This is a genomic window from Pseudomonas sp. JUb52, from assembly GCF_004341115.1.
Taxonomy (GTDB): Bacteria; Pseudomonadota; Gammaproteobacteria; order Pseudomonadales; family Pseudomonadaceae; genus Chryseomonas; species Chryseomonas oryzihabitans.
On record NZ_SLYS01000003.1, the window covers coordinates 124,010 to 148,667 of the forward strand.

Sequence of the window (24,658 nt, forward strand, 5' to 3'; positions counted from 1 at the left end):
GCCGGGCTGTTCTTTTCCGGCCTCCGGTCGGCGCCACCCGCGTCCCTGTACGCCCTGCCCCACCCCGCCGTACAATGCTGGTCCCGTCTCGATGCCGACAGACCGCCTAGCCATGCGTACCAGCCAGTTCCTGCTGTCCACCCTCAAAGAAACCCCTTCCGATGCCGTGGTGATCAGCCACCAGCTGCTGCTGCGTGCCGGCATGATCCGCAAGCTGGCCTCGGGTCTCTACACCTGGCTGCCGCTGGGCCTGCGCGTGCTGCGCAAGGTGGAAGCCGTGGTGCGCGAGGAAATGAACGCCACCGGCGCCCTGGAAGTGCTGATGCCGGCGATCCAGCCCGCCGAGCTGTGGCAGGAATCCGGTCGCTGGGAGCAGTACGGTCCCGAGCTGCTGCGCCTGAAGGACCGTCATCAGCGCGATTTCTGCGTGGGCCCGACCCACGAGGAAGTCATCACTGACCTGATGCGCAACGAGCTGAACAGCTACAAGCAGCTGCCGATCAACCTGTACCAGATCCAGACCAAGTTCCGCGACGAGATCCGCCCGCGTTTCGGCCTGATGCGCGGCCGCGAGTTCGTGATGAAGGATGCCTATTCCTTCCACCTGAACCAGGCGTCGCTGCAGGAAACCTACGACGCCATGTACCAGGCGTATTGCAACGTCTTCAGCCGCCTGGGTCTGAATTTCCGTCCGGTGCAGGCCGACAACGGCTCCATCGGCGGCAGCGGTTCCCACGAATTCCATGTGCTGGCCGGCTCCGGTGAAGACGACATCGCCTTCAGCGACAGCTCCGACTACGCCGCCAACATCGAGAAGGCCGAGGCCCTGCCGCGGGAAACCGCGCGCGGCGCCGCCACCGAGGAATTGCGTCTGGTCGACACCCCCGACACCAAGACCATCGCCGATCTGGTGGAGAAATTCGGTCTGGCCATCGAGAAGACCGTGAAGACCCTGGTCGTGCGTGGCGCCGAGGAAGGCACCCTGGTCGCGCTGGTGGTGCGTGGCGATCACGAACTCAACGAGATCAAGGCGGCCAACCTGCCGGAAGTCGCCAGCCCCCTGGTGTTCGCCACCGAGCCGGAAATCCGCGCCGCCATCGGCGCCAGCCCTGGCTCCCTGGGCCCGATGAATCTGTCGATCCCCTGCATCGTCGATCGCTCGGTCGCCCTGATGAGCGATTTCGGTATCGGCGCCAACCAGGAAGACAAGCACTACTTCGGCGTGAACTGGGAGCGTGATCTGCCGCTGCCCCAGGTCGCCGATCTGCGCAACGTGGTGGCCGGCGACCCGAGCCCCGATGGCCAGGGCACCCTGGTGATCAAGCGCGGCATCGAGGTGGGCCACATCTTCCAGCTGGGCACCAAGTACAGCGAGGCGATGAAGCTGTCGGTACTGGGCGAGGAAGGCAAACCCACCACCCTGACCATGGGCTGCTACGGCATCGGGGTGTCCCGCGTGGTCGCCGCCGCCATCGAGCAGAACCATGACGAGCGCGGTATCCGCTGGCCGGCTGCCCTGGCGCCCTTCCAGATCGCCCTAGTGCCGATGAAGTACGAAAACGCCGCGGTGAAGGAGGCGACCGATCGCCTCTATGGCGAACTGAAGGCCGCCGGCTTCGATGTGCTGCTGGACGACCGTGACAAGAAGACCAGCCCTGGCGTGAAGTTCGCCGACATGGAGCTGATCGGCATTCCCCATCGCCTGGTGGTGGGTGAGCGCGGTCTCAACGAAGGCCTGGTCGAATACAAGGGCCGCACCGAGAGCGACAGCCAGAACGTCGCCCTTGCCGAGATCGTAGGCTTCCTCAAGGCCCGCTGAGGGCTACCGCTCCAGGTCAGGCGTCCGCGCGCCTGACCTGGAAGTCGGTCAGGCCGGTGCAGGCCACCTCCTCCAGCTCCACCCCGGTCACCTCGGCCGCTGCCGGTCCCTGCCAGAGCCAGAGTTCCAGCTGGGCAAGGGCTTCGATCGAACCTTCCAGGTGGCATTCCACCCGGCCATCCGCCAGGTTCCGCACCCAGCCGGTGACGCCCAGTCGCCGCGCCTCCTGCCGCGTGCTCTCGCGATAGTAGACGCCCTGGACGCGGCCACTGATCAGGCCATGACGTGCCGATTTTGCGATCATCGTGGGGCTCCTCGCTCTTCCAGTACCGGCCCGACCTTGAGCCACTGGGCCACGCTCCCGGCGAGCAGTTCATGACGCTGTGCCTGTAGCCGCGTGAAGGCGTCCTGCAGCTGTGGATACCAGTCACCGGGAAAGCGTTCGGCGGGCGGCCAGCAATCCGGCGCAGGCGGTGCCCAAGGTGCGCGATCCAGCAGATCCAGCAGCGCATAGCCATGCAGGTCGCGGCAGAGCACCCAGTGGCCGCTGTCGTTCTGGCACACCAGGCGTTCCTGCTGCAGGAACGCCAGCACCGCATGCCATTCATGCTCCGGCAGCTTCCAGCCGGCCTGGTGCAGCCGCCCCAGGTGCAGACTGGAACCGCTCTGCTGCCTTTCCAGAAAGGCCCGTAGCACGGCGAGCAGGATGAAGAAGGCCGGCAAGGGCGCGCTGCGCCAGTGATGGGTGGTGGACAGGCTGCAGACCACCTCCGCGCCGAGCAGCACGATCAGCCAGCAGACATAGATCCACACCAGGAACAGCGGCACCGTGGCAAAGGCGCCATAGATCAGCTGGTAGCCGGGGAAATAGAAGACATAGAGGCCGAACAGACTCTTGGCCGCCTCGAACAGCACCCCGGTCAGGGCTCCGCCGATCAGCGCATGGCGCAGCGGTACCCGGGTGTTGGGCACGGCGGCGTACATCAGGGTGAAGGCGGCGATGCTGAACAGCAGCGGCGTGACCTTGAGCAGCGCCTGGGCGCCCGACATGCCGTAGGAGCCGAACACCAGGGCCACCGAGGCCAGGTAGGTGCTCATGGCGAAGCCGGCGCCCAGCAGCAGGGGCCCCAGGCTGAGCACCGCCCAGTAGAGCAGGAAGCTGGAGACCCCGCGCCGCGGAATGCGTACCCGCCAGATGTCGTTGAAGGTCTTTTCCACCGTCACCAGCATGAAGAAGGACGTCACTGCCAGGAGGGCCACGCCCAGCCAGGTCAGGTGCCGCGCCTGCTCGATGAAGTTGCGCAGGTACTCTTCCAGGGTCGCCCCGGTGGAGGGCACGAAATTGCGGAAGATGAAGGCCTGGATCTGCACTTCCGTGCCCTGGAAGGCGGGTATCGCCGAGAGCATGGCGAAGGTCACGGTCATCACCGGGACCACCGCGAACAGGGTGGTATAGGTCAGGGCCGCGGCATTGTTGGGGGCGCGGTCTTCGATGAAGCGGTCGGCGAGGTAGCGAACGAAGGACAGCAGTTCACGCAAGCGGGCCGGCATTGGCGGTTCCTCGAAAGGCACGGTCAAGGGCTGGCGCGGCAGTCCTCGCCAACCCGCTACAATGGGCATCTTACCTTCTATGGATCAGCCCATGAGTGAAATCGTCCTCTATCACAATCCGCGCTGCTCGAAATCGCGGGCGGCCCTGGAGCTGCTGCAAAGCCGCGAGCTAGCCGTGTCCGTGGTGCCCTACCTGGAAACGCCGCCGGACGCCGCCACCCTGCGCGCGCTGCTCGCCAAGCTGGGCCTGGAGGCGCGCCAGTTGCTGCGCACCGGCGAGGACGCCTATCGCGAATTGAACCTCGCCGATCCGGCGCTGGACGACGCAGCCCTGATCGCGGCCATGGCCGCCCATCCCAAGCTGATCGAAAGACCCATCGCCGTGCGCGGCGAACGCGCCGTCGTCGGTCGTCCCCCCGAGCGTGTCCTGGAGATCCTGCAATGACCCCCGAAGCCTATGTCCTGGTGCTCTACTACAGCCGCCATGGCGCCACCGCCGAGATGGCCCGCCAGGTCGCCCGCGGGGTGGAGATGGGCGGCATGGCCGCGCGCCTGCGCACTGTGCCGGCGGTCTCCGCCGAGTGCGCCGCCGTCGCCCCGGCGGTACCCGAGCAGGGCGCGGTCTACGCCACCCTCGACGACCTGCGCGATTGCGCGGCCCTGGCCCTGGGCAGTCCGACGCGCTACGGCAACATGGCCGCCGCCATGAAGTACTTTCTCGACGGCACCAACAGCCTCTGGCTGACCGGCGCCCTGGTGGACAAGCCCGCTGGCGTCTTCACCTCCACCGCCAGTCTGCATGGCGGCCAGGAGAGCACCCTGCTGTCCATGGCCCTGCCGCTGCTGCACCACGGCATGCTCATCACCGGCCTGCCCTACAGCGAGAGCGCCCTGCTGGAAACCAAGGGGGGCGGTACGCCCTATGGGCCGAGTCATTTCGCCGGGGCGGATGGCAAGCGCGCGCTGGACGAGCAGGAGACGGCGCTGTGCCGGGCCCTGGGCAAGCGCCTGGCGACCCTGGCGGGTCGCCTGCAGCAATAGCGGGAGCCGGCGCGGCTACCAGCCCATGATTTCCTTGACGAAGGGAATGGTGAGCTTGCGTCGCGCCTGCAGCGACGCCTGATCCAGGCGTTCGAGCATGTCGAACAGGGCGTCCATGCTGCGGGTGTTGCGCGAGAGGATGAAGCGACCGACCTCGTCGGTCAGGTGCAGGCCGCGGCGGGAGGCACGCAGTTGCAGGGCGCGCAGCTTGTCTTCGTCGGACAGCGGGCGCAACTGGAAGACCAGCGCCAGGGTCAGGCGCGACTTGAGATCGGCCAGCTGCACCGGCAATTGCCGCGGCGAGGCGGTGCTGGAGATCAGCAGTCGCTTGCCGGCATCGCGCAGGCGATTGAACAGATGGAAGAGCGCCTCTTCCCAGCGCCGCTGCCCGGCCAGGGCGTCGAGATCGTCGAGGCAGACCAGCTCGCACTGTTCGAGGTTGTCGAACAGCTCGACGCCGTAGTCGGCCAGTTCGCCCATGGGCAGGTAGATGGCACGCTCGCCCAGTTCTTCCAGGCGGTGACAGGCGGCCTGCATCAGGTGGCTGCGGCCGGCACCCGCGCCGCCCCAGAGATAGATCAGGCTTTCCGTCCAGCCGGCGTCGGCATCGCAGAGACGCTCGACATAGCCGAGCGCCGCGGCATTGGCGCCAGGGTAGTAGTTGACGAAGGTGGCGTCGTCACGCAGACGAATGCCCAGGGGCAGCTGTAAAGGCATCATGCCGGCTCGAACGGCTCTTGGCAGTTTCGCGAGGGCGCCAAGTCTAACCAAATCCCGGGCCCCTCGCAGCAGCCGCTTCAGTCTTGGGTGCCAGCCCTCACGGCCAGCGGAAATACAGGGTGGTCCGCGCCGGTTGCGCGGCCGACGCCGGCGGGGCCGCGGGCGGGGTGGGGGCGGCCGTGGCATCCACGGGTGCAGCCGGGGTCGCCGGTGCCGGAGCGGCCGGCGCCGCGGCGGACTGCAGACCGGCAAGACCAAGTTGCGCCTGCAACTGGTCCGGATTGGCGGTGAGGTCGTAGGTCAGCTGGGTGCCGTCGACCTTGACCAGCCGGCTCGACAGGGGCTCCAGTACCTTCTGCAGCTGGGCATAGCGTTCGAAGTTGGAATTGTCGGCCACCAGGGTCAGCGGCTGGGTCGTGCCCGGGCGGGAGACGAATTTCTTCGACAGGCGCGCGGCAACGTCCTGCAGCACCGCAGCGGCCAGGGCATCCTGATCGGCGGCCTGACTGCTGCCCTGCTCGGCGGCACCGTTGTTCCACAGGCGCCACTGGGCCTGCCAGCCATTGCCCTGGGGTTTGGCGTGGACGGCCAGCAGGGCATTGGCGCCGTAGCGCTCGGAGGCCTGGCGCAGGGCGGTCGGATCGCTGGCGTCGATGTTGGCGGCGGTGCCGGCCAGCTGTTCGTTGAGGTCGGCCAGCGGCAGGCGGATCGGCAGACCGGCGCGCTGGGCGCCGCGCTGGACTCCGGTGCTGGCGGGCTGGCCGTCACCGACCAGGGTCGCCCCGCTGTCGGCGTCGTTGAGCCACCAGATCATCACCACCGGACGATTGGCGCCCCATACCGAGAGACCCGCCTGACCCAGGGCCCGCTCGGTGGCAGCCGGATCGAAGTTGACCACCAGCACCTCCGGCGGACCGGCGTCGTAGCCGTACTGGCTGATCAGGGATTCGGGCGCCGCCAGGGCGCTGGCCAGCGCCGGGGTCTGACCGGCCTGGGGGTTGCCGGTCAGGCGCCCGGCCAGGACCTGCAGGGCACGCTTGAGGGCGGCATTGCGCTCGTCCGGCTGTTGCGAGGTCACCGGCTCGCGGACCTGGTAGAGGTTGTCCACCACCTCGGCGCGGGCGAGCGGACTCAGGACCAGCAGCGAAGCGAGCAACGGAAGGACGAGACGGCGCATGGCGATTCCATAGAAGGGGCAAGGGGCATACCTTAAAAGCCGCCTGATCCGCGAGCAAGGGCACTGGGTCGCGGGCTGCGCAGAAGGTAGCGGCGGAGACTACCCGCCCGGCGAACGGGCAGGCGATCTGGCTCAGACCACGGCAGGCTGGCCGGGTGCCATCGCCGCCCGGACCGGAGGCCGCGGCGGGCCGCGTGCTTTGGCACGGCTTCTGGTAAAATCGCCCGCCTCATTGCCGGCTGGCGCCAGCCGGCTCGTTTCGCCATTAGCCAAAGGCCAGGATTCATGAGCAAACAACCCCAGCTGAGCTACAAGGACGCCGGTGTAGACATCGACGCCGGTGAGGCTCTGGTAGAACGCATCAAGGGCGTCGCCAAGCGCACCGCCCGCCCGGAAGTCATGGGCGGCCTGGGGGGCTTCGGTGCCCTGTGCGAGATCCCGGCAGGCTATCGCCAGCCGGTACTGGTCTCCGGCACCGACGGTGTCGGCACCAAGCTGCGCCTGGCCATGAACCTGGCCAAGCACGACAGCATCGGCATCGACCTGGTCGCCATGTGCGTCAACGACCTGGTGGTCTGCGGCGCCGAGCCGCTGTTCTTCCTCGACTACTACGCCACCGGCAAGCTCAACGTCGACGTCGCCGCCCAGGTGGTGACCGGCATCGGCACCGGCTGCGAACAGGCCGGCTGCTCCCTGGTGGGCGGCGAGACCGCCGAGATGCCCGGCATGTACGAAGGCGAAGACTACGACCTGGCCGGCTTCTGCGTCGGCGTGGTGGAGAAGTCCGAGATCATCGACGGTTCCAAGGTGGCTACCGGCGACGCCCTGATCGCCCTGCCCTCCTCCGGTCCGCACTCCAACGGCTATTCGCTGATCCGCAAGATCATCGAGGTGGCCGGTGCCGACATCGAGAACATCCAGCTCGACGGCCAGCCGCTGACCGAGTTGCTGATGGCGCCCACCCGCATCTACGTCAAGCCGCTGCTCAAGCTGATCAAGGACACCGGCGCGGTCAAGGCCATGGCCCACATCACCGGCGGCGGTCTGCTGGACAACATCCCGCGCGTGCTGCCCGAGGGTGCCCAGGCGGTGCTCGACGTGGCCAGCTGGCAGCGTCCGGCGGTGTTCGACTGGCTGCAGCAGCAGGGCAACGTCGACGAGACCGAGATGCACCGCGTGCTGAACTGCGGCGTGGGCATGGTCATCTGCGTGGCCCAGGAGCAGGTCGAAGCCGCTCTGCAGGTGCTGCGTGCCGAGGGTGAGCAGCCCTGGGTCATCGGCCGCATCGAACAGGCCGCCGAAGGCGCCGACCAGGTCGTGCTGAACAATCTGAAACAGCACGGATGAGTCAAGCCGACTGCGCCGTGGTGGTGCTCATCTCCGGCCACGGCAGCAACCTGCAAGCCCTGATCGACGCCGCGACGCCGCCCGTGCGGATCGCGGCGGTGATCGCCAACCGCGCCGAGGCCTATGGCCTGGAGCGGGCCCGGCAGGCCGGGATCGCCACCCAGGTGATCGATCACCGCGAGCATGCCGATCGCGAAGGCTTCGATGCGGCCCTGGCGGCCGCCATCGACGCCCAGGGCGCCGATCTGGTGGTGCTGGCCGGCTTCATGCGCATCCTCACGCCCGCCTTCGTGCGGCGCTACCAGGGTCGCCTGCTCAATATCCATCCTTCGCTGCTGCCCCTATACAAGGGCTTGCACACCCACCAGCGCGCCCTCGATGCCGGCGATGCCTGGCACGGGTGCAGCGTGCACTTCGTCACCGAAGAGCTGGATGGCGGTCCGGTCGTGCTGCAGTCGCGGGTGCCGGTACGTTCCGAAGATACGGCGGAGAGCCTCGCGACACGGGTACACGCCGCCGAGCACCTCCTTTATCCTGTGGCCGTGCGGTTGTTCGCCGAAGGCCGTCTGCGGCTGGGTACCCTGGGTGCCGAGCTCGACGGCGAGGCGCTGCCGCCTACCGGGGCCGAGTTGCCGTCGCTGACGGCCACGGCCTCCCCTTCCTGATCCAAGGAGAAACTGATGCGACGTCTGTTGTTCCTATTGGCCACCCTCTGCAGCGCCTCGGCCTTCGCCTTCGACCTGCAGCCGTTCACGGCCAGCTACACCGCCGACTGGAAGCAGATGCCGGTCAGCGGCTCGGCCGAGCGCTCGCTCGAGAAGGAAGCCGATGGCCGCTGGGAGCTGAAGTTCGAAGCCTCCATGCTGGTCGCCGGCCTCAACGAATCCAGCACCTTCCGCCGCGAAGGCGAGGCCTTTCTGCCGGATACCTACCAGTACAAGCGCAGCGGCCTGGGCAAGAGCCGCGAAAGCGAGCTGACCTTCGACTGGGCCGGCAAGAAGGTCACCGGCAAGGACAAGGATGATCCGGTCAGCCTGACCCTGGATCGCGGTCTGCTGGACAAGTCCACCTACCAGCTCAAGCTGCAGCAGGACGTGGCCGACGGCAAGAAGAGCATGAGCTACCAGATCGTCGACGGCGACAGCATCGACACCTATGACTTCCGCGTCATCGGCCCGGAGCGCATCCGCACCCCGCTGGGCCTGCTCGACACCATCAAGGTCGAGCGCGTGCGCGACCCGACCAAGAGCAGCCGCAAGACCGAGCTGTGGTTCGCCAAGGACTGGGACTATCTGCTGGTGCGTCTCTACCAGCAGGAGAGCGACGGCAAGGAATACCAGACCAGCCTCAAGGAAGGCACGGTCAACGGGCGCACGGTGAAGGGCGCCAACTGATCCAGGCACTGGCAAAGACGCCCTCTTCGGAGGGCGTTTTCTTTTATGCGCCCACGCAGGTGTGATGGCTGCCCCTGGTGACAGGCGAGTGGGTATCCAGCAGCCTTCTTCAGGCAGTGTGCCTCTTCTCCTATCGCGGCCATGGGCCGCTCCTACAAATTCCGTAAAGGTGTAGGAGCGGCCCATGGCCGCGATACCAACGCCGCGAGACGACAACCACAAGCGCGACAGATTGTCGCAGAAGTTGTAACGACTTGTTGCCGAGATACGCCTTGGTCCGGAAGCGAAACGCTCTAGTATGGGTTTTCAAGCCCTGCCGTAGCGCGGGCTCGACCAAGGAGATGCAGCATGACCATTACCGTAACCGAACGTGACGAAGACCATATGTCCCGCGAAGCCCGTGGCCTGGGCATGCATCTGTGGGACGTGAAGCAGGAAGGGGAACTGGTCGGCGTCTACCAGAGCGAAGCCGCTGCCCTGGAATACAAGGAGCAGATCGAACACGAAGGCGCGTCGCACGCCGAGTGAGTCGAAGGATCTTTTTACCGACTGCCTGAAAAAGGCCCGCCTCTTGGAGGCGGGCCTTTTTCGTTTCAGGGAGTAGCGACGGGTTGGGGTAGGTTGGGTTGAGCGGAGTGAAGTCCAGCGTCACCTGGTCCAGCGGTGTGTTTGGTTCCCCTCACCCCAACCCTCTCCCAAAGGGAGAGGGGCTGGTTCAGCGCGGGGAGCTCCATTGTCGGAGCCCAACAAGCTCCGGTCAGTGCACCAGCTCGTCGGCGAATACCTTGTCCAGGGTGATGGGCAGATCGCGGACCCGCTTGCCGGTGGCGTGGAAGATGGCGTTGGCAATGGCTGCCGCCACCCCGACGATGCCGATCTCGCCGATGCCCTTGGCGCCGAGCGGATTGACGATCTCGTCGTGTTCGTCGACGAAGATCACCTCCAGCTGCTGGATGTCGGCCTGCACCGGGAAGTGGTATTCCGCCAGGCTGTGGTTCATCCAGCGACCTTCGGAAGTGTCCATCATCCCCTCTTCCTGCAGGCCCATGCCGATGCCCCAGACGATGCCGCCGGCCACCTGGTTCTCGCCGGTCTTGAGGTTCAGTATGCGACCCGCGGCCACGGCGGTGACCACGCGACTGACCTGGACGCTGCCGAAGTCTTCGTCGACCTTGACCTCGACGAACACCGCCGAGTGGGTACCGGTGGCGTAGTCGTCGCGCCCCTCCGCCGGTTCGGCGCTGGCCAGGGTTTCCATGGACGGCGAACCCGAGGCCTTGAGGATGGCGGTGAAGTCGACGCGCTGGGCCGGGTCGGTCTTGAGGCTGATGCCGCCATCGGCGAACACCACCTGCTCCAGCTCCGCCTTGGCCAGTGGCGAGTCATCCATTTCCTTGGCCGCATCCAGCAGTTGCTGGCGCAACTGGTCGCAGGCCAGCTTGACGGCGGTACCCACCGAGGACACGGTGAAGGAACCGCCCTCCAGGGGTGCCTTGGGCAGGGTGGAATCGCCCAACTTGAAGGTGACCTTGTCCAGCGGCAGGCCGAGGTTCTCGGCGGCGATCTGGGTCATCACCGTGTAGGTGCCGGTGCCGATGTCGGAGGTGGCACTGGCCACCACCAGGCTGCCGTCGATGTTCATCACCGCCTTGGCGGTGGCGGGTTGCTGCATGGCTTCCCAGACCCCGGTGGCCATGCCCCAGCCCACCAGCTGGTTGCCGTCGCGCATGGAGCGTGGCGCCATACTGCGTCGCTCCCAGCCGAACCGCTCGGCCGCCTGGCGATAGCACGCCAGCAATTCCTTGCTGGAATAGGGCTTGCCCTTGGCCGGATCGGTGTCGGTGAAATTGCGGATGCGCAATTCCAGCGGATCTATGTCGGCAGCATAGGCCAGTTCGTCCATGGCGCTTTCCAGCGCATAGACGCCCAGCACCGCGCCCGGGGCGCGCATGTCCAGCGGGGTGTAGACGTCCAGCGCGGCCAGTTGATAGGCCAGCTTGACGTTGGGGCAGGCATAGAGCGACGCCGACCAGACCAGCACCATTTCGGTGAAGTCCTCGAAGCGCGAGGTGATGCCCAGGGCGCTGTGATCGATGGCCTGCAGCTTGCCGTCGCTGTCGCAGGCCAGCTTGAGCTGCTGGTAGGTCTCGGGGCGATAGCCGAAGGTGAACATCTGCTGGCGGGTCAGGGTCACCCGCACCGAGCGCTTGAGCTGCAGCGCGGCCATGGTCGCCAGCACCAGCTGGTACTGGGGACGCAGACCGGAGCCGAAGGCCCCACCAACGAAGGGCGAGATGACCTTCACGTCGCCCTCGCCCAGGCCGAAGATGTTGCTGACGAACTGGGCGCTGTTCTGCACGCCCTGGGTCTTGTCATGCACCGTCAGCTTGCCGTCCTTGTGGTAGACGACGGTGGAGGCATGCATCTCCATGGGGTTGTGGAATTCCGCCGCGGAGTGGTACTCGGCCTCGATACGGACGGACGCCGCGGCCCAGGCCGCCGGGGCGTCGCCGCGATTGTCCGGCAATTCCATGGGCGCTTCGTGGGCCTGGCTGCGGGCCTGGGCCAGGTCGGTGGCGTGGTCTTCCTCGCTGTACTGGGCACGGATCAGCGAGGCGGCGTGGCGCGCGGCCTCGAAGGTCTCGGCCACCACCAGGGCGATGGGCTGGCCGCTGTAGAGGATGCGATCGTTGTACAGCGGCCGGAAAGGCTTGCCGTCGGCCGCGTCCATGTCGGTGTAGCTCTCGTCGTAGCTGGCCATCTTGGGTCGGTTGAGATGGCTGAGCACCTCGAGCACACCCGGCTGGGCCAGGGCTTCGCTGACGTCCAGGCCAAGCAGGCGGCCCTTGGTGATGGTGGCGTTGACCACGAAGCCGAAGGCCAGATCAGGAACGCTGAATTCGCCGGCATAGAGCGCCTGACCGGTGACCTTGAGCGGACCGTCGACGCGGGGAACGGCTTTTTGCAGATGGACGACGGTCATTGCAGGGTACCTCCGGCGGCTTCGGTAAGGGCACGCACTATGGCGCGCCGGGCCAGTTCGATCTTGAAGCTGTTGTGGGCGAAGCCCTGGGCGCCCTGCAGCAGGCGATCGGCCAAGTGGCCAAAGGCCGCCTTGTCCGCCACCCGCCCGGCCAGCGCCTGCTCGGCTTCTGGCAGGCGCCAGGGTTTGTGGGCCACGCCGCCCAGGGCGACGCGGACCTGCTTGATGCGCTCGCCGTCCAATTCCAGCGCGGCTGCCACCGAGACCAGGGCGAAGGCATAGGAGGCGCGGTCGCGAATCTTCAGGTAGGCGCTGTTGGCCGCCAGGCTGTTGGCCGGCAGGGTCACAGCGGTGATGAGTTCATCGGCGGCGAGGTTGGTATCGCGCTCGGGGGTGTCGCCGGGCAGTCGATGGAAGTCGGCGAAGTCGATGACGCGCTCGCCACTCGGACCGCTCACCTCGACCCGGGCTTCCAGCGCGGCCAGGGCGACGCACATGTCCGAGGGATGGGTGGCGATGCACTGCTCGCTGTGGCCGAGGATGGCGTGGATGCGATTCTGCCCCTCGCGCGCGCCGCAGCCGGAGCCGGGCTCACGCTTGTTGCAGGGGGTGCCCACGTCGTAGAAGTAGTAGCAGCGGGTACGCTGCAGCAGGTTGCCGCCGGTGGAGGCCATGTTGCGCAGTTGCGGCGAGGCGCCGGCGAGGATGGCCTTGGCCAGCAGCGGATAGCGCCGCTGTACCTCGGGGTGATAGGCGACCTCGGCGTTCTTGACCAGGGCACCGATGCGCAGCCCGCCTTCGGCGGTGGTCTCGACCTCGCGCAGGGGTAGGCCGTTGACGTCGATCAGCTGCTCGGGGCGCTCGACGTTTTCCTTCATCAGATCCAGCAGGTTGGTCCCACCGGCGATGAAGTGGGTCTGGGGCCCGTGCTGGCGGATGGCGTCAGGCACGGCGTTGGGCTTGGCGTAACCGAAGCGGTTCATTCGCGGCCCTCCCCTTGCTGGCAGTCCGGGCGGGCGCGCTCGATGGCGGCGCGGATGTTGCGGTAGGCCCCGCAGCGGCAAAGGTTGCCGCTCATCTGCTCGGCCACCTCGGCTTCGCTGTGGGCGTGGCCTTCCTTGAGCATGCCGATGGCCGAACAAATCTGCCCAGGGGTGCAGTAGCCACACTGGAAGGCGTCCTCGGCGACGAAGGCGGCCTGCATGGGGTGCAGTTGGTCGCCCTGGGCGAGGCCTTCGATGGTGGTGACTTCGGCCCCGTCCTGCATGACCGCCAGGGCCAGGCAACTATTGATGCGGGTGCCGTTGACCAGCACGGTACAGGCGCCGCACTGGCCGTGATCGCAACCCTTCTTGGTGCCGGTGAGATCGAGGTGGTCACGCAAGAGGTCAAGCAGCGTGGTCCAGGGCTCCACGGCCAGCTGCAGCTGCTTGCCGTTGAGGGTCAGGGCGATGGTATGGGACTCGGGTTCGGCCAGAGGCTGGAGCTGGCGCGCGGGGGTGGTGTTCATGGCGGACCTCACGGTTAAAGCCGCGGGGTGCAGATTGCCCCCGTGGTCGGAATCAGGCGGTGGCAGCGAAAGGCCACCTCAGGTAAGGGACTGCGCCCGACCGGAAGCGGTTCAGCACCCCTGCCCAGCGGTATTCAACGTCACGTTGAAGACTGTTCAGCGGAGCGTTGGAAAGGCCGTGCCAGAGGCTTTCACCCTGAGCAGGACACATCCGGTATGGCGCTCCGCTGCACCAGCGGCCCAGTGGCCTGAACCCCAGCGGCACAGGGGCAGTCATCAGAACTCCCGTGATGTGCCCCCAACGATGAGAATCCGACCATGGCTTCCGACTCCGATGCACGCTGGCGCCTGTCCCGGCGTCAGTTCCTCGGCACCTCCGCGGTGCTGGTGGCAACCAGCGCCATACCCGGCTACGCCTTCGCCCAGGCCAGCGGTGGCGCGCCCCTGACGCCCCAGGCCATCGCCGCCCGCCTGCCGCAACTGCTGCCGCTGACCCTGCAGATCAATGGCGAGGCGCGCCGGCTCCGGGTCGACAGCCGCACCACCCTGCTCGATGCGCTGCGCGAGAACCTGCACCTCACCGGCACCAAGAAGGGCTGTGACCATGGCCAGTGCGGCGCCTGCACGGTGCTGGTGAACGGCCAGCGCATCAACAGCTGCCTGAGCCTGGCGGCCATGCACGAAGGCGACACCATCACCACCATCGAGGGCCTGGGCGACGCCGAGCGCCTGCATCCCATGCAGGCGGCCTTCCTGGCCAAGGACGGTTTCCAGTGCGGCTATTGCACCCCGGGGCAGATCTGCTCGGCGGTGGCCCTGCTGGACGAGGTCAAGGCCGGCATGCCCAGTCACGTCTCGACGCGCCTCAACGGGCCTATGCGGCTGAGCGAGGAAGAGATCCGCGAGCGCATGAGCGGCAATCTCTGCCGCTGCAGTGCCTATCCCAACATCGTCGCGGCCATCCAGATGGCGGGGGGCCAGGCATGAGGGTCTTCGACTATCAGCGCGTGCAGACCGAAGCCGATGCCAGCCGCCAGGGTGCGCGGGCCGGCAGTCGCTTCATCGCCGGCGGTACCAATCTGCTGGACCTGATGAAGCTGGAGATCGAGACCCCCAGCCAGGTGCTGGACATCAATCGCCTGCAGCTGGATCAGATCAGCCCCACCGCGGATGGCGGCCTGCGCATCGGTACCCTGGTGCGCAACTCCACCCTGGCCGCCGATGCCCGGGTGCGCGAACGCTATCCGGTGCTCTCCCGCGCGCTGCTGGCCGGTGCCTCGGCGCAGTTACGCAACAAGGCCACCACCGGCGGCAACCTCCTGCAGCGCACCCGCTGCTCCTACTTCTACAACACCGCCATGCCTTGCAACAAACGCCAGCCCGGCAGTGGTTGCGCGGCCCTGGGCGGCTTCAATCGCATGAACGCGGTGATCGGCGCCAGCGATCAGTGCATCGCCGTGCACCCCTCCGACATGGCGGTGGCCATGCGGGTGCTGGACGCCACGGTAGAGACCCGCGACGCCAATGGCCGCACCCGGCGCATCCCCCTCGCCGACTTCCATCGCCTGCCCGGGGACACCCCGCAGATCGAGACGGTGCTGCAACCTGGCGAACTCATCACCGCGGTGACCCTGCCGCCGCCACCGCCCGGCATCCAGGTCTATCGCAAGGTGCGCGACCGTGCCTCCTATGCCTTCGCCCTGGTGTCCATGGCCGCCATCGTCGAGCTGGACGGCCCGCGCATCCGCAGCGGTCGGGCGGCCTTCGGCGGCCTGGCGCACAAGCCCTGGCGGGTGGCGGCGGCCGACCAGGCCTTTGCCGGCCAGGCCGTGGACAGTGACCTGGCTGCCGTGGGCGATGCCCTGCTCGCCGGTGCCCGTGGCTATGGCCACAACGACTTCAAGCTCGAGCTGACCCGCCGCATCCTGCGCGCCGGCGTGGCCGACGCTCGCCAACAGGCCTGAGGACAGCAGCATGGAAATGAATGAACCCGCCGGCCGCAACCTGATCGACGAAAATCGCGGCGGCCTGATCGGCAAGCCCATCGACCGCGTCGACGGCCTGCTCAAGGTCACCGGCCAGGCGCCCTACAGCTTCGAATTCCGCAACGATCGCGTGGCCTACGGCTTCATCGTCGGGGCCACCATCGCTAAGGGCCGCATCAGCCGGCTGGACACCTCGGCCGCAGAGGGCGCGCCGGGCGTGCTCAGCGTGCTGACCTATCGCAACGCGCCGCGCCAGGCCGCCCGCGAGCCGGAGAACAGCGGTCGCTTCACCCGGCCCAAGCCCTACCTCGACAGCGACCAGGTGCGCTATTTCGGCGAGCCGGTGGCCTTCGTGGTGGCCGAGACCTTCGAGGAGGCGCGCCTGGCGGCGGCCTTGGTGGAGATCGACTACGCGGCCGAACCGGGCGTCTTCGACCTCGCCGCCAACCTCGGCCAGGCGGTCAAGCCGCCGGATGCCGATCAGCCCACCGATACCGCCTCGGGCGATGTCGACGCCGCCTTTGCCCGGGCGCCGATCAAGCTCGACGAGCGCTATACCACGCCATACCACATCCATGCGCAGATGGAGCCCCACGCCAGCCTCGCCCAGTGGGACGGCGACCGGGTGACCATTTATTGCTCCACCCAGTTCGTCGAGCAGGCGCAGAGTTGCGTGGCCAATACCCTGCAGCTGCCCAAGGAAAACGTGCGCATCGTGGCGCGCTATATCGGTGGCGGCTTCGGTGGCAAGTTGCCGATCTATGCCGACGCCCTGATCGGCGCCATGGCCGCTCGCGCCATCGGCCGGCCGGTCAAGGTCACCCTTACCCGCCAGCAGATGTTCCAGATCACCGATCACCGATCGGCCACCATCCAGCGCATCCGCCTGGGCGCCGACCGCGAGGGCCGTATCCAGGCGATGGCCCATGAAGGCTGGTCCCACTCCGCCCGCGGCCTCACCTACTACGAACCCACCGGCCTGTCTTCGCGCACCCTCTATGCTGGCGACGACCGCCTGGTGGCGCACCGCATGGTCGAGCTGGATCTGCCCGAGTCCGGCTCCTGCCGGGCGCCCGGCGAAGCCGTGGGCATGCTCGCCAGCGAAAGCGCCATGGACGAGCTGGCGGTCATGCTCGATCTCGATCCCATCGAGCTGCGCATCCGCAACGAGCCCAGCCAGGATCCGGAAAAGCACATCCCCTTCTCTTCCCGCAAGCTGGTGGAGTGCATGCAGGACGGCGCCCGCCGCTTCGGCTGGAGCCAGCGCAAGGCCACGCCCGGCCAGGTGCGCGACGGCGACTGGCTGATCGGCATGGGCATGGCGGCAGCCAGCCGCGCCAACATGCTCAGGCCGTCCCAGGCTGGGGTGCGCCTGGAAGCCGATGGCACGGCCACGGTCAAGACCTCCATGACCGACATCGGCACCGGGACCTACACCATCCTGGCGCAGATCGCCGGCGAGTCGCTCGGCTTGCCGGTGGAGCGGGTCAAGGTGCTGCTGGGCGACAGCGACGACCCGGCCGGGGCCGGCTCCGGCGGTTCCTTTGGCGCCGCCAGTTCCGGTTCCTCGGTCTATGTCGCCTGCGAGAATCTACGGCTGAAAGCGGCAGAGGCGGCAGGTCTGGATCCGGCCAGTGCCCGTTTCGTCGGCGGCCGGCTGATCGCCGACAATGGCAGTCGCGACCTCGCCGAACTGGCGCGCCAGCACGATCTCCAGGCCATCGGCGAGATCAAGCCGGGCCAGACCCTCAAGGACTATTCCCAGCAGGGCTACGGCGCCTTCTTCGCCGAGGTGGGGGTGCACGCCCTCACCGGCGAGATCCGCCTGCGGCGCATGCTCGGGGTGTTCGCCGCGGGCCGCATCCTCAACGAGAAGACCGCCCATTCGCAGATGCTTGGCGGGATGATCTGGGGCGTGGGCAGCGCCTTGCACGAAGACGGGGTGATCGACGTTCGCCACGGGCACTTCGTCAACCATGACCTGGCCGACTACCACTACCCCTGCCACCTGGACATTCCCGCCATCGAAGCCCATTTCCTGCCGGAAGTGGACGACAAGGCCAATCCGCTGAAGATCAAGGGCGTCGGCGAACTGGGGATCTGCGGCGCCGGGGCCGCGCTCACCAACGCCGTCTACAACGCCTGCGGGGTGCGCATCCGTGACTATCCGCTTACGGTGGACAAGGTGCTGGCCGGGCTGAAGACGGCATGACGGCGGGCGGCGCGGTTCAGCGCGCCGCCTTGCCCCCTGCGCGAGTCGCCAGTAGCACCCCTCCGATGGCGATCACCATGGCCACCCAGGCCAGCGGCGGCAGGGTCTCGCCGAGCAGCAACCAGGCGCTCAGGGCGGCGCCCGGCGGCACGCAGAAGAACAGCGCACTGACCCGCGCCGCCTCGCCGGCGCGGATCATCCACACCAGCAGGCTGATGGCCAGCAGCGAGTTGGCCAGCACCAGGTAGGCCAGGGCGCCGATGAAGGCCGGCGCCCAGTGCACCGGATTGTGCTCGAACAGCAGCGCCACCGGCGCGCAGCAGACCAGGCCGACGCTGTACTGCACCAGGTTGTTGGTGACCGGATGCTGAGCCACGCCCAGGCGCTTTTCGTAGAGCACGGCGCTGGTCATGCCCAGCAGCGCGCCGACCGCCAGGAAGATGCCCGGGACGGACTCCACGGCCACGCTGGCCCGGGCCAGGATCACCCCGATGGCGCCGAGCAGCCCCAGGGCCAGCCCCAGCCACTGCAGCGGCGTCACCCGCTCGCCCACCAGCAGGGGTGCGCCGAGGGCCACCAGGATCGGCTGCAGCGAAGCGACCATGGCCACGACGTTGGCCGAGGCGCCCAGCACCAGGGCGCCATAGCTCATGCCGAAATAGACGCCCTGGATCAGAAAGCCCACCACGGCGAGATTCGCCCATTCCCGCCGCGTTCGTGGCAGCGGGGGACGCAGGACCAGAAAAGCCACCAGCAGCACGCTGAAGGCCAGCGCATAGCGCATGGCCAGCAGGGTGAAGGGCGGCGCATAGGCCAGGCCCACCTTGGACACGGCGAAGCCGGCGGACCACAGGGCCAGGAACACCAGGGGAATGAGGCGCAGCAACCAGGGACTCAGCGAGGTGGACGACATCGGATGCTCAGGGCCAGGCGAGTCAGCGGGACGCGACTCGCGAGCGGGAAGGATAGCTGACAATCAGCAGCCCGCTGAGCACCAGGGCCGCGCCGGCGAGAAATCCCGGTCCCGGGGTCTCGCCCAGCAGCCAGACGCCCATCAGCACACCGAACAGCGGCGTCAGCAGGGTCAGCACGCCCAGGGGCGCCGCGCGATAGCGACTGAGCAGCACGAACCAGCCCAGCAGGCTGATGCCGGCGACGATGAACACCTGAAAGGCCAGGCTCGACCAGGCCAGGGAATCCAGCCCGGCCAGATCCAGGCGCTTGCCGAGCGGCAGGTCCAGCGCCAGCAGCACCACCCCGGTCACCCCGAGTTGATAGAACAGGGTGCGCAGCGGCGGCGCCTCGGCCAGGGCACTGCGGCGGATCAGCACCGTGGTGGCGCCCCAGGCCGCGCCGCCGGCCAGGCCGATCAGATCGCCCTGCCAGCTGGTGCCGCCGCTCGGCTTGCCGATCAGGAAGGCGCAGACCACCCCGCTGGCCGCCAGCAGCATGCCCAGCCACTGCCGCGCCGACAGCCGCTCCCCGGGCACCAGCCAGTGCAGACCGCAGGCGGCGAACAGCGGCGCCGTGTAGATGAACACCACCATGTGCGCGGCGCTGGTGTATTTCAGGCCGACCGCCATGCAGAGGAATTCCAGGGCGAACAGCGACCCGGCGAGCAGCCCGGGAATCAGCGTCTGGTCGCGACCCAGGCAGCGGATGCCGCGCCAGCGCGCCAGGCCATAGAGCAGCCCGGCCGCCAGCAGCGAGCGCCAGCCGATCTGCAGCAGGGGATCCACCTGCTCGGCGATGGCCTTGATCGCCGTCTGCTGCAGACCCCAGACCAGGCAGAGCACCAGCATGACCAACACAGCGGGGAGATCCAGCTCCTTGCGCATGAGCGTCGCTCCAGGAAAAAGTGAGCCTGCATGGTGAAGGTGGCTGAACAGGTCGGACAAACGATGTTTAATGGGCGTCAGGCTCAGGAAAACTAAGGCTTCGTGTGACGACCGCCCTCCCCCTCAATGCCCTGCGCGCCTTTGCCGCCGCCGCGCGACACCAGCACTTCGCCAAGGCCGCGGACGAGCTGCACGTCACCGCGGGCGCCATCAGCCGGCAGATCCGCCTGCTCGAGGAAGAGCTGGGGCAGCCGCTGTTCGAGCGCCTGGCGCAGGGGGTGCGCCTCACCGTCCAGGGGCGCGCCCTGGCGGCGGAGATCGCGCCACATCTCGACGGCCTGACCCGCGCCGTCGCCCGGGCGCGGGTCAAGAGCAGCGTCCTGACCGTCAGTGCGCCGCCCACCTTTGGCCAGGAATGGCTGCTGCCGCGCCTGGAAGACTTCCAGCGTCAGCATCCGGATATCGAGGTCTTTCTCGATGCCTCCTCCGCCATCGTGCCGCTGGGTACCGAGGGCGGTGCCCAGGCGGCGATCCGCTATGGCCGGGGCGACTGGCAGGACGGCGAGACGCGCCTGCTGCTGCGCGAATGGATCTTTCCGGTGTGCAGCCCGACGCTGATCCCGGCGCCACTGGCAGAACCCGCCGCCTTGCTGGCCTATCCGCTGCTGCATGCCGAATGGCCCGGCGGCTGGCGTTCGGGCCGGCCCAGCAGCCGTTTCAACGCCTGGCAGGACTGGTTCGCCAGCCAGCAGGTACCCCTGGGCGAGAGTCTGCGCGGTCCGCGCTATTCGCTGAGTGGCATGGCCCTGCAACAGGCCGCGGCCGGCAAGGGCGTGGCCCTCGGCGGCTGCGTGCTGGCCCAGCGCCTGCTGGCCAGCGGCGCCCTGGTCCGCCCGCTGCCGGATCGGTTCAACCAGCTGTCTACCCAGGCCTACTTCCTGGTCTTGCCCAAGGGCCCGGTGGAAGCGCCGGTACAGCGCTGGATCGACTGGCTGCTGGTGCAGATCCGCCAATTCCGCGAGACCCAGGGCGAGCCGCAGGAGACCGGCGGCGCCTGGTGAGAGCTGCGCTTTTACGGCAGTCTAGGCGGTCCGCCCCTGCAATAGTCAACCTGCATGAACACCTGTCGCCTGTCCGCCCTGCTCGCCCTGCTGCTCTCGACCGCCGCCCTGGCCGCCGAGCAGCCCCCGGCCGACTGCGATCGCCAGGGTAGCGAGGCGCAGCTGGCGGCCTGCGCCGCCGGGGATCTGGCCCTGGCCGAAGCCCGGCTGGCCGACGTCTACGGCCGCCGCCTGGCCGCGCTCTCCGCTGCGCAACGACCCGCCTTCGAACACCTGCAACAGCTCTGGCAAAGCAACCGCGCCCCCCGCTGCGCTGACGCGACGCGCGGTTTCCAGGGCGCCATGCAGCAGCTGCAGTATCTGAGTTGTCTGAAGTCGGTGACCCTGCTGCGGCTGGACGATCTGCAACGGCAACTCCCGCGGCGCGACTGACGTTTCGTCGCCACCGCTGCTGTCCGGCGCCGGAACTCACTATCATAGCGCCCCGCTGTTGGAGTTCGAGATGTACGAGCGTTACCTGCCCCTGCTGGTCCCGGCCGGACTGCTGCTTCTGGGGGCTTTGTGGTGGTGGCAGCGCCGGCGCCAGGCCGCCTTTCCCTATCGCCAGGTCGAAGCCCTCTTCACCCCCGCCGAACAGGCCTTTCTCGCGGTGCTCGACGAAGCCGTGGGCGACGACTACCGGGTGTTCGGCAAGGTGCGCATCGCCGATGTGGTCCAGACGCTGCCGCTGCGCGATCGCCGCCGCTATCTGATCGCGCAGAATCGCATCAACTGCAAGCACTTCGACTTCGCCATCTGCCGCCGCGACGACCTCGCCGTACACGCCGTGGTCGAACTCAACGACAGGTCGCACCTGCAGCGCCATCGCCAGCAGCGCGACCGCTTCGTCCGCGCGGTGTGCGAGGCCGCCCAGTTGCGCCTGGTGGAGATCCCGGCGGCGGCGCGCTATTCCGCCACCGCCGTGCGCGACGCCGTGTTCGGCGGGCGCCGTCCGCGCCAGCGAACCGCAGCGCCCAGCCAGCCCCTGGCGCCGGAATGCCCGGAATGCCAGGCGCCCATGGTCCGCCGTCGCGCACGCAGCGGTCGTCACCAGGGCCGGGAATTCTGGGCCTGCTCGAACTATCCGGATTGTCGCGGCCTGCTCGACATCGACGACTGACCAAGGGACCCCTGCCATGCGCTATCCCACCACCCCGGACGGACGCTACTTCGTGGTCAGGGGCCGGCTCTGGCGCTGCACCGACCCCAGCCTGCCCGCCGACCGCCGCGACCTGCTGACCCATGAACTGATGGATGCGCGCCGCCAGGTGGGCCTGGCCAAGCGCCAGGGTGACGAAGCCGCCCTGCGCAGCGCACGCGCCGCGGTGGACGCCGCCAAGCACGCCCTGGGCGAGCGCGGACCGGTCTGGTGGACCGATGGCGCGCCCGACTACAACCGGCGGATGGCCAGGAACACCCCCTATGCCGACTGGTACCGGCAGCTGGATGCCGAGGCTTCCTGACCCGCTCCGTGCGGCGTAAGGTGAACGGCCGACTCCTCTTGCGAGCACCGCTCTTGCGTATCCGTCCCGCCTTCGTCACCGATCTCGCCGCCGTCTGCCGGTTGGCCGAGCAACTCGCCGAGCAGCATCACCGGCAGGCCCCGGCGACCTTCGCCGAACCCTCCGGCGGCTGGCGCGACCAGGACTACTGGGCCGCCCAGCTGGAGCCGGAAGACGGGGTGCTGTTTGTCGCTGAAGCCGGTGACGAACTGGTCGGCTTCGTTACCGCGCGCCTGTCCGACACCCGCTCGATTTCCTTTCTGCAGCCGCTGATCCTCTGCCGGATCGGCACCCTGGTAGTGTCGGCCTGCCACCGACGGCTGGGCGTGGGTGCCCGGCTGCTGGACGCCGTGGAAGCCTGGGCACGGGACAACGACGTCGACGAATTGCGCCTGGAGGTCATGGAATTCAACGAGGGCGCCCAGGCCTTCTATGCCCGTCAGGATTTCCGGGGACAGTCGCGGATATTGGCCAAGGCGTTGCGGTAAGGCTGGCTGCCCCGCGATCGCGGTTATGACGGCCCGCGGAGCTGATGGATGCCAGAAGATGGATTATTCGTTGTCGGAGCAAAACCTTATCGCGGCCATGGGCCGCTCCTACAGAAGCGTCAATCCCCGTAGGAGCGGCCCATGGCCGCGATAAGCAAAGTCATACCGTTCTGGCTGCATCGACGGACCGCCGTGGTCACGATCGACCCAAGCGAAAGCCCTACACACTCTCCCGGCTCACCAACTCGAATCCCAGATCCACGCAGGTCGGTTGGCGGCGGCCGTCGAGCAGCCCCAGCAGGAGGGTCGCGGCCTGGCGCCCTACCGCGGCGCGGGGGGTCTGGATGGAGGTCAGCCGGGGGACCGTGTGCGCCGAGCCGGGCAGGTCGTTGAAGCCCAGCACCGAGATCCGCTCGGGGATGGCGATGCCCAGCCGCTGCGCCTCGAACAGCGCGCCCTGGGCGAGGTCGTCGTTGCAAAAGAACAGGCCGTCGACATCCGGGCGGCGGGCCAGCAGTTCGCGAAACTGTCGGGCGCCCAGCCCCACGGACGACGGCTGCGGATCCAGCACATCCAGACTCGGGTCATAGCAGCCCGCCTCGCGCAGCACCTCGCGAAAGCCCTCCCCTCGGGCCAGCGCCCGCGGGTCGAGCTGGGCAGCGACATAGCCCAGGCAGGTGCGTCCGGCCGCCAGCAGATGCCGCGCCGCGGCGGCCCCGGCGGCGCGCTGGGAAAAGCCGACGCTGGGCGCCGCACCGGCTGGATCCAGCTCCATCATGTGCACCCGCGGCACCCCGCTGGCCGCCAGCAGCTGGCGCGCGGCGTCGGTGCGGTCGAAGCCGGTCAGCAGCAGTCCCCGGGGCTGATAGGCCAGGTAGTTGCGGATCAGCTTTTCCTCTTCCTCGGGATCGTAGTGGTAGTTGCCGATCAGCACCTCCAGGCCACGGGGACGCAGGACCTCGTGGATGGCCTCGAGGGGCTCGATGAACAGGTGGTTGGACAGCGAGGGCACCAGCACCACCACCGAATGCCCCTGGGCCGAGGCCAGGGCACGGGCGGCCGGATTGGTGACATAGCCAAGGCGCGCGGCGGCCTCCTGCACGCGGGTGACCAGTTCGGGCGCCACGGTAGCGACACCGCGCAGGGCCCTCGAGGCCGTGATGGGGGAAACACCGGCCTGCAGCGCCACCTCGGTGAGGGTGGGCCGACCGGAACTACGAGAACCCGTTCGATTCATTGTTATGGTTTCAGGCTTGTCAGAGACGGAGAACGCGCCTAAGGTAGCGCTGTCTCAGCAGACACTACAAGCCTGACGTGGCCTTCCGCACCGCGTCGGCATTCGGCCTAACAAGATCGACAAGAACTGGAAGCCGCTGCCTTTTTCGCTTTTCGGGGTAGCGCTGTCTCCAGACCGGAGGTGACGATGAACACTCCCATTCCCGCGCTGGTGGTCATGGGCGTCGCAGGCTGCGGCAAGAGCAGCGTCGGCGCGGCCATCGCCGAGCAGGACGGTGGCCGCCTGATCGAAGGCGACGCCTTCCACCCCGCCGCCAACATCGCCAAGATGAGTGCCGGCATCCCCCTCGACGACGGGGATCGCGCCGGCTGGCTGACCCGCCTCGGTGAAGAACTGGCCGCTGCCGTGGCCGCGGGCGAACGCCCGGTGCTCACCTGCTCCGCACTCAAGCGCCGCTATCGCGACCAGCTGCGTCAGGCCGTGCCCGGTCTCGGCTTCGTCTTTCTCGAACTGACCCGCGAGACCGCCGCCCAGCGCGTGGCCAATCGCCCGGGGCACTTCATGCCCGCCAGCCTGATCGACAGCCAGTTCGCCACCCTCGAAGCACCCCACGGTGAACCGGCTACGCTGGTAGTGGACGCACGCGACACCCTGCCCGCCATCGGCACCCAGGTGTCGGCCTGGTGGAACACCTCGGCTCGCCTGGCCCAGCCGGCCTGACGAGACAGCGCTACCCAATCCAACCACCCGCAAC

General features: G+C 67.9%; 26 protein-coding genes. 16 read left to right on the top strand and 10 right to left on the bottom strand.

All coding sequences use genetic code 11. The annotated features are described in order from the left end of the window. Positions 1 to 112 precede the first annotated feature (112 nt). A complete protein-coding gene (locus tag EC839_RS06220; RefSeq protein WP_007159303.1) occupies positions 113 to 1,819 on the top strand; it encodes a proline--tRNA ligase in 1,707 nt (568 codons plus the stop codon). A gap of 16 nt (positions 1,820 to 1,835) precedes the next feature. On the opposite strand, the gene EC839_RS06225 is transcribed toward EC839_RS06220, so the two are convergent. Beyond that, positions 1,836 to 2,123 carry an acylphosphatase gene (locus EC839_RS06225; protein WP_007159304.1) on the bottom strand — a complete coding sequence of 96 codons (288 nt, stop codon included), beginning with the start codon at positions 2,121 to 2,123 and terminating at the stop codon, positions 1,836 to 1,838. Beyond that, on the bottom strand, positions 2,120 to 3,370 hold the full coding sequence (locus tag EC839_RS06230) for a YihY family inner membrane protein (protein WP_007159305.1): 1,251 nt from the start codon (positions 3,368 to 3,370) through the stop codon (positions 2,120 to 2,122). Before EC839_RS06230 ends, EC839_RS06225 begins: the two co-directional genes overlap by 4 nt. Before the next feature lie 91 nt (positions 3,371 to 3,461). On the opposite strand from EC839_RS06230, the gene arsC reads away from it, so the two are divergent. Together arsC and wrbA are read left to right on the top strand one after the other, a co-directional pair. Beyond that, positions 3,462 to 3,815, top strand: a complete 354-nt coding sequence (gene arsC, locus EC839_RS06235) for an arsenate reductase (glutaredoxin) (RefSeq protein ID WP_007159306.1) — start codon at positions 3,462 to 3,464, stop codon at positions 3,813 to 3,815. Continuing rightward, positions 3,812 to 4,411 carry an NAD(P)H:quinone oxidoreductase gene (gene wrbA, locus EC839_RS06240; RefSeq protein ID WP_007159307.1) on the top strand — a complete coding sequence of 200 codons (600 nt, stop codon included), beginning with the start codon at positions 3,812 to 3,814 and terminating at the stop codon, positions 4,409 to 4,411. Before arsC ends, wrbA begins: the two co-directional genes overlap by 4 nt. Before the next feature lie 15 nt (positions 4,412 to 4,426). On the opposite strand, the gene hda is transcribed toward wrbA, so the two are convergent. Together hda and EC839_RS06250 are read right to left on the bottom strand one after the other, a co-directional pair. Continuing rightward, a complete protein-coding gene (gene hda / locus EC839_RS06245) occupies positions 4,427 to 5,131 on the bottom strand; it encodes a DnaA regulatory inactivator Hda (protein WP_017638945.1) in 705 nt (234 codons plus the stop codon). A 97-nt stretch (positions 5,132 to 5,228) separates the two neighbouring features. Then, complete coding sequence (locus tag EC839_RS06250; RefSeq protein ID WP_007159309.1) at positions 5,229 to 6,308, bottom strand: DUF2066 domain-containing protein; 1,080 nt, start codon at positions 6,306 to 6,308, stop codon at positions 5,229 to 5,231. A 285-nt stretch (positions 6,309 to 6,593) separates the two neighbouring features. On the opposite strand from EC839_RS06250, the gene purM reads away from it, so the two are divergent. The 4 genes from purM (at position 6,594) to EC839_RS06270 (ending at position 9,577) form a co-directional block, all read left to right on the top strand. Further along, positions 6,594 to 7,655 carry a phosphoribosylformylglycinamidine cyclo-ligase gene (gene purM / locus EC839_RS06255; RefSeq protein WP_007159310.1) on the top strand — a complete coding sequence of 354 codons (1,062 nt, stop codon included), beginning with the start codon at positions 6,594 to 6,596 and terminating at the stop codon, positions 7,653 to 7,655. Beyond that, the gene (gene purN, locus EC839_RS06260; protein ID WP_007159311.1) at positions 7,652 to 8,320 is read left to right on the top strand and encodes a phosphoribosylglycinamide formyltransferase; all 669 of its coding nucleotides are present in this window, start codon (positions 7,652 to 7,654) and stop codon (positions 8,318 to 8,320) included. Before purM ends, purN begins: the two co-directional genes overlap by 4 nt. A gap of 15 nt (positions 8,321 to 8,335) precedes the next feature. Then, positions 8,336 to 9,049, top strand: coding sequence for a DUF3108 domain-containing protein (locus EC839_RS06265; protein ID WP_007159312.1), 714 nt, complete (start codon positions 8,336 to 8,338; stop codon positions 9,047 to 9,049). Between the two features lie 348 nt (positions 9,050 to 9,397). After that, positions 9,398 to 9,577, top strand: coding sequence for a hypothetical protein (locus EC839_RS06270; RefSeq protein WP_007159313.1), 180 nt, complete (start codon positions 9,398 to 9,400; stop codon positions 9,575 to 9,577). A gap of 229 nt (positions 9,578 to 9,806) precedes the next feature. Here EC839_RS06270 and EC839_RS06275 read toward each other — a convergent pair whose 3' ends face one another. From EC839_RS06275 to EC839_RS06285, 3 genes are read right to left on the bottom strand one after another with little or no spacing between them, the layout of a single operon-like run. After that, positions 9,807 to 12,032 (bottom strand): xanthine dehydrogenase family protein molybdopterin-binding subunit, encoded by a 2,226-nt coding sequence (locus tag EC839_RS06275; protein ID WP_007159314.1) that lies wholly within the window; start codon positions 12,030 to 12,032, stop codon positions 9,807 to 9,809. Beyond that, positions 12,029 to 13,015, bottom strand: a complete 987-nt coding sequence (locus EC839_RS06280) for a xanthine dehydrogenase family protein subunit M (protein WP_007159315.1) — start codon at positions 13,013 to 13,015, stop codon at positions 12,029 to 12,031. The genes EC839_RS06275 and EC839_RS06280 overlap by 4 nt, the downstream gene beginning before the upstream one ends. After that, the gene (locus EC839_RS06285; RefSeq protein WP_132832477.1) at positions 13,012 to 13,542 is read right to left on the bottom strand and encodes a (2Fe-2S)-binding protein; all 531 of its coding nucleotides are present in this window, start codon (positions 13,540 to 13,542) and stop codon (positions 13,012 to 13,014) included. The genes EC839_RS06280 and EC839_RS06285 overlap by 4 nt, the downstream gene beginning before the upstream one ends. 318 nt (positions 13,543 to 13,860) lie before the next feature. Here EC839_RS06285 and paoA point away from each other — a divergent pair, with 318 nt between their 5' ends. From paoA to EC839_RS06300, 3 genes are read left to right on the top strand one after another with little or no spacing between them, the layout of a single operon-like run. Beyond that, positions 13,861 to 14,529: an aldehyde dehydrogenase iron-sulfur subunit PaoA gene (paoA, locus tag EC839_RS06290; protein ID WP_007159317.1), complete on the top strand. Its 669-nt coding sequence runs from the start codon at positions 13,861 to 13,863 to the stop codon at positions 14,527 to 14,529. Beyond that, positions 14,526 to 15,506 (top strand): xanthine dehydrogenase family protein subunit M, encoded by a 981-nt coding sequence (locus EC839_RS06295; RefSeq protein ID WP_007159318.1) that lies wholly within the window; start codon positions 14,526 to 14,528, stop codon positions 15,504 to 15,506. The genes paoA and EC839_RS06295 overlap by 4 nt, the downstream gene beginning before the upstream one ends. A 10-nt stretch (positions 15,507 to 15,516) precedes the next feature. Further along, positions 15,517 to 17,739, top strand: coding sequence for a xanthine dehydrogenase family protein molybdopterin-binding subunit (locus EC839_RS06300; RefSeq protein WP_007159319.1), 2,223 nt, complete (start codon positions 15,517 to 15,519; stop codon positions 17,737 to 17,739). Positions 17,740 to 17,755: 16 nt separating this feature from the next. Here the strand turns inward: EC839_RS06300 and EC839_RS06305 are convergent, their stop codons facing one another. Beyond that, positions 17,756 to 18,652 carry a DMT family transporter gene (locus EC839_RS06305; RefSeq protein WP_007159320.1) on the bottom strand — a complete coding sequence of 299 codons (897 nt, stop codon included), beginning with the start codon at positions 18,650 to 18,652 and terminating at the stop codon, positions 17,756 to 17,758. A 22-nt stretch (positions 18,653 to 18,674) separates the two neighbouring features. Next, a complete protein-coding gene (locus EC839_RS06310) occupies positions 18,675 to 19,577 on the bottom strand; it encodes a DMT family transporter (protein ID WP_007159321.1) in 903 nt (300 codons plus the stop codon). A gap of 104 nt (positions 19,578 to 19,681) precedes the next feature. Here EC839_RS06310 and EC839_RS06315 point away from each other — a divergent pair, with 104 nt between their 5' ends. From EC839_RS06315 to EC839_RS06335, 5 genes are all read left to right on the top strand, one after another. Next, positions 19,682 to 20,638 carry a LysR substrate-binding domain-containing protein gene (locus EC839_RS06315; protein WP_007159322.1) on the top strand — a complete coding sequence of 319 codons (957 nt, stop codon included), beginning with the start codon at positions 19,682 to 19,684 and terminating at the stop codon, positions 20,636 to 20,638. Positions 20,639 to 20,692: 54 nt separating this feature from the next. Further along, a complete protein-coding gene (locus EC839_RS06320; RefSeq protein ID WP_007159323.1) occupies positions 20,693 to 21,070 on the top strand; it encodes a lysozyme inhibitor LprI family protein in 378 nt (125 codons plus the stop codon). A gap of 70 nt (positions 21,071 to 21,140) precedes the next feature. Further along, positions 21,141 to 21,797, top strand: a complete 657-nt coding sequence (locus EC839_RS06325; protein ID WP_007159324.1) for a DUF2726 domain-containing protein — start codon at positions 21,141 to 21,143, stop codon at positions 21,795 to 21,797. Positions 21,798 to 21,813: 16 nt separating this feature from the next. Continuing rightward, positions 21,814 to 22,140, top strand: coding sequence for a hypothetical protein (locus EC839_RS06330; protein ID WP_007159325.1), 327 nt, complete (start codon positions 21,814 to 21,816; stop codon positions 22,138 to 22,140). A gap of 20 nt (positions 22,141 to 22,160) precedes the next feature. Beyond that, positions 22,161 to 22,667 carry a GNAT family N-acetyltransferase gene (locus EC839_RS06335; protein ID WP_256680991.1) on the top strand — a complete coding sequence of 169 codons (507 nt, stop codon included), beginning with the start codon at positions 22,161 to 22,163 and terminating at the stop codon, positions 22,665 to 22,667. 220 nt (positions 22,668 to 22,887) lie between these two features. Here EC839_RS06335 and EC839_RS06340 read toward each other — a convergent pair whose 3' ends face one another. Further along, the gene (locus tag EC839_RS06340; RefSeq protein ID WP_007159327.1) at positions 22,888 to 23,904 is read right to left on the bottom strand and encodes a LacI family DNA-binding transcriptional regulator; all 1,017 of its coding nucleotides are present in this window, start codon (positions 23,902 to 23,904) and stop codon (positions 22,888 to 22,890) included. Positions 23,905 to 24,090: 186 nt separating this feature from the next. Between EC839_RS06340 and EC839_RS06345 the strand changes: the two genes are divergently transcribed. Beyond that, entirely contained in the window at positions 24,091 to 24,624 is a 534-nt protein-coding gene (locus EC839_RS06345; protein ID WP_007159328.1) for a gluconokinase, read from the top strand. Positions 24,625 to 24,658 lie beyond the last annotated feature (34 nt).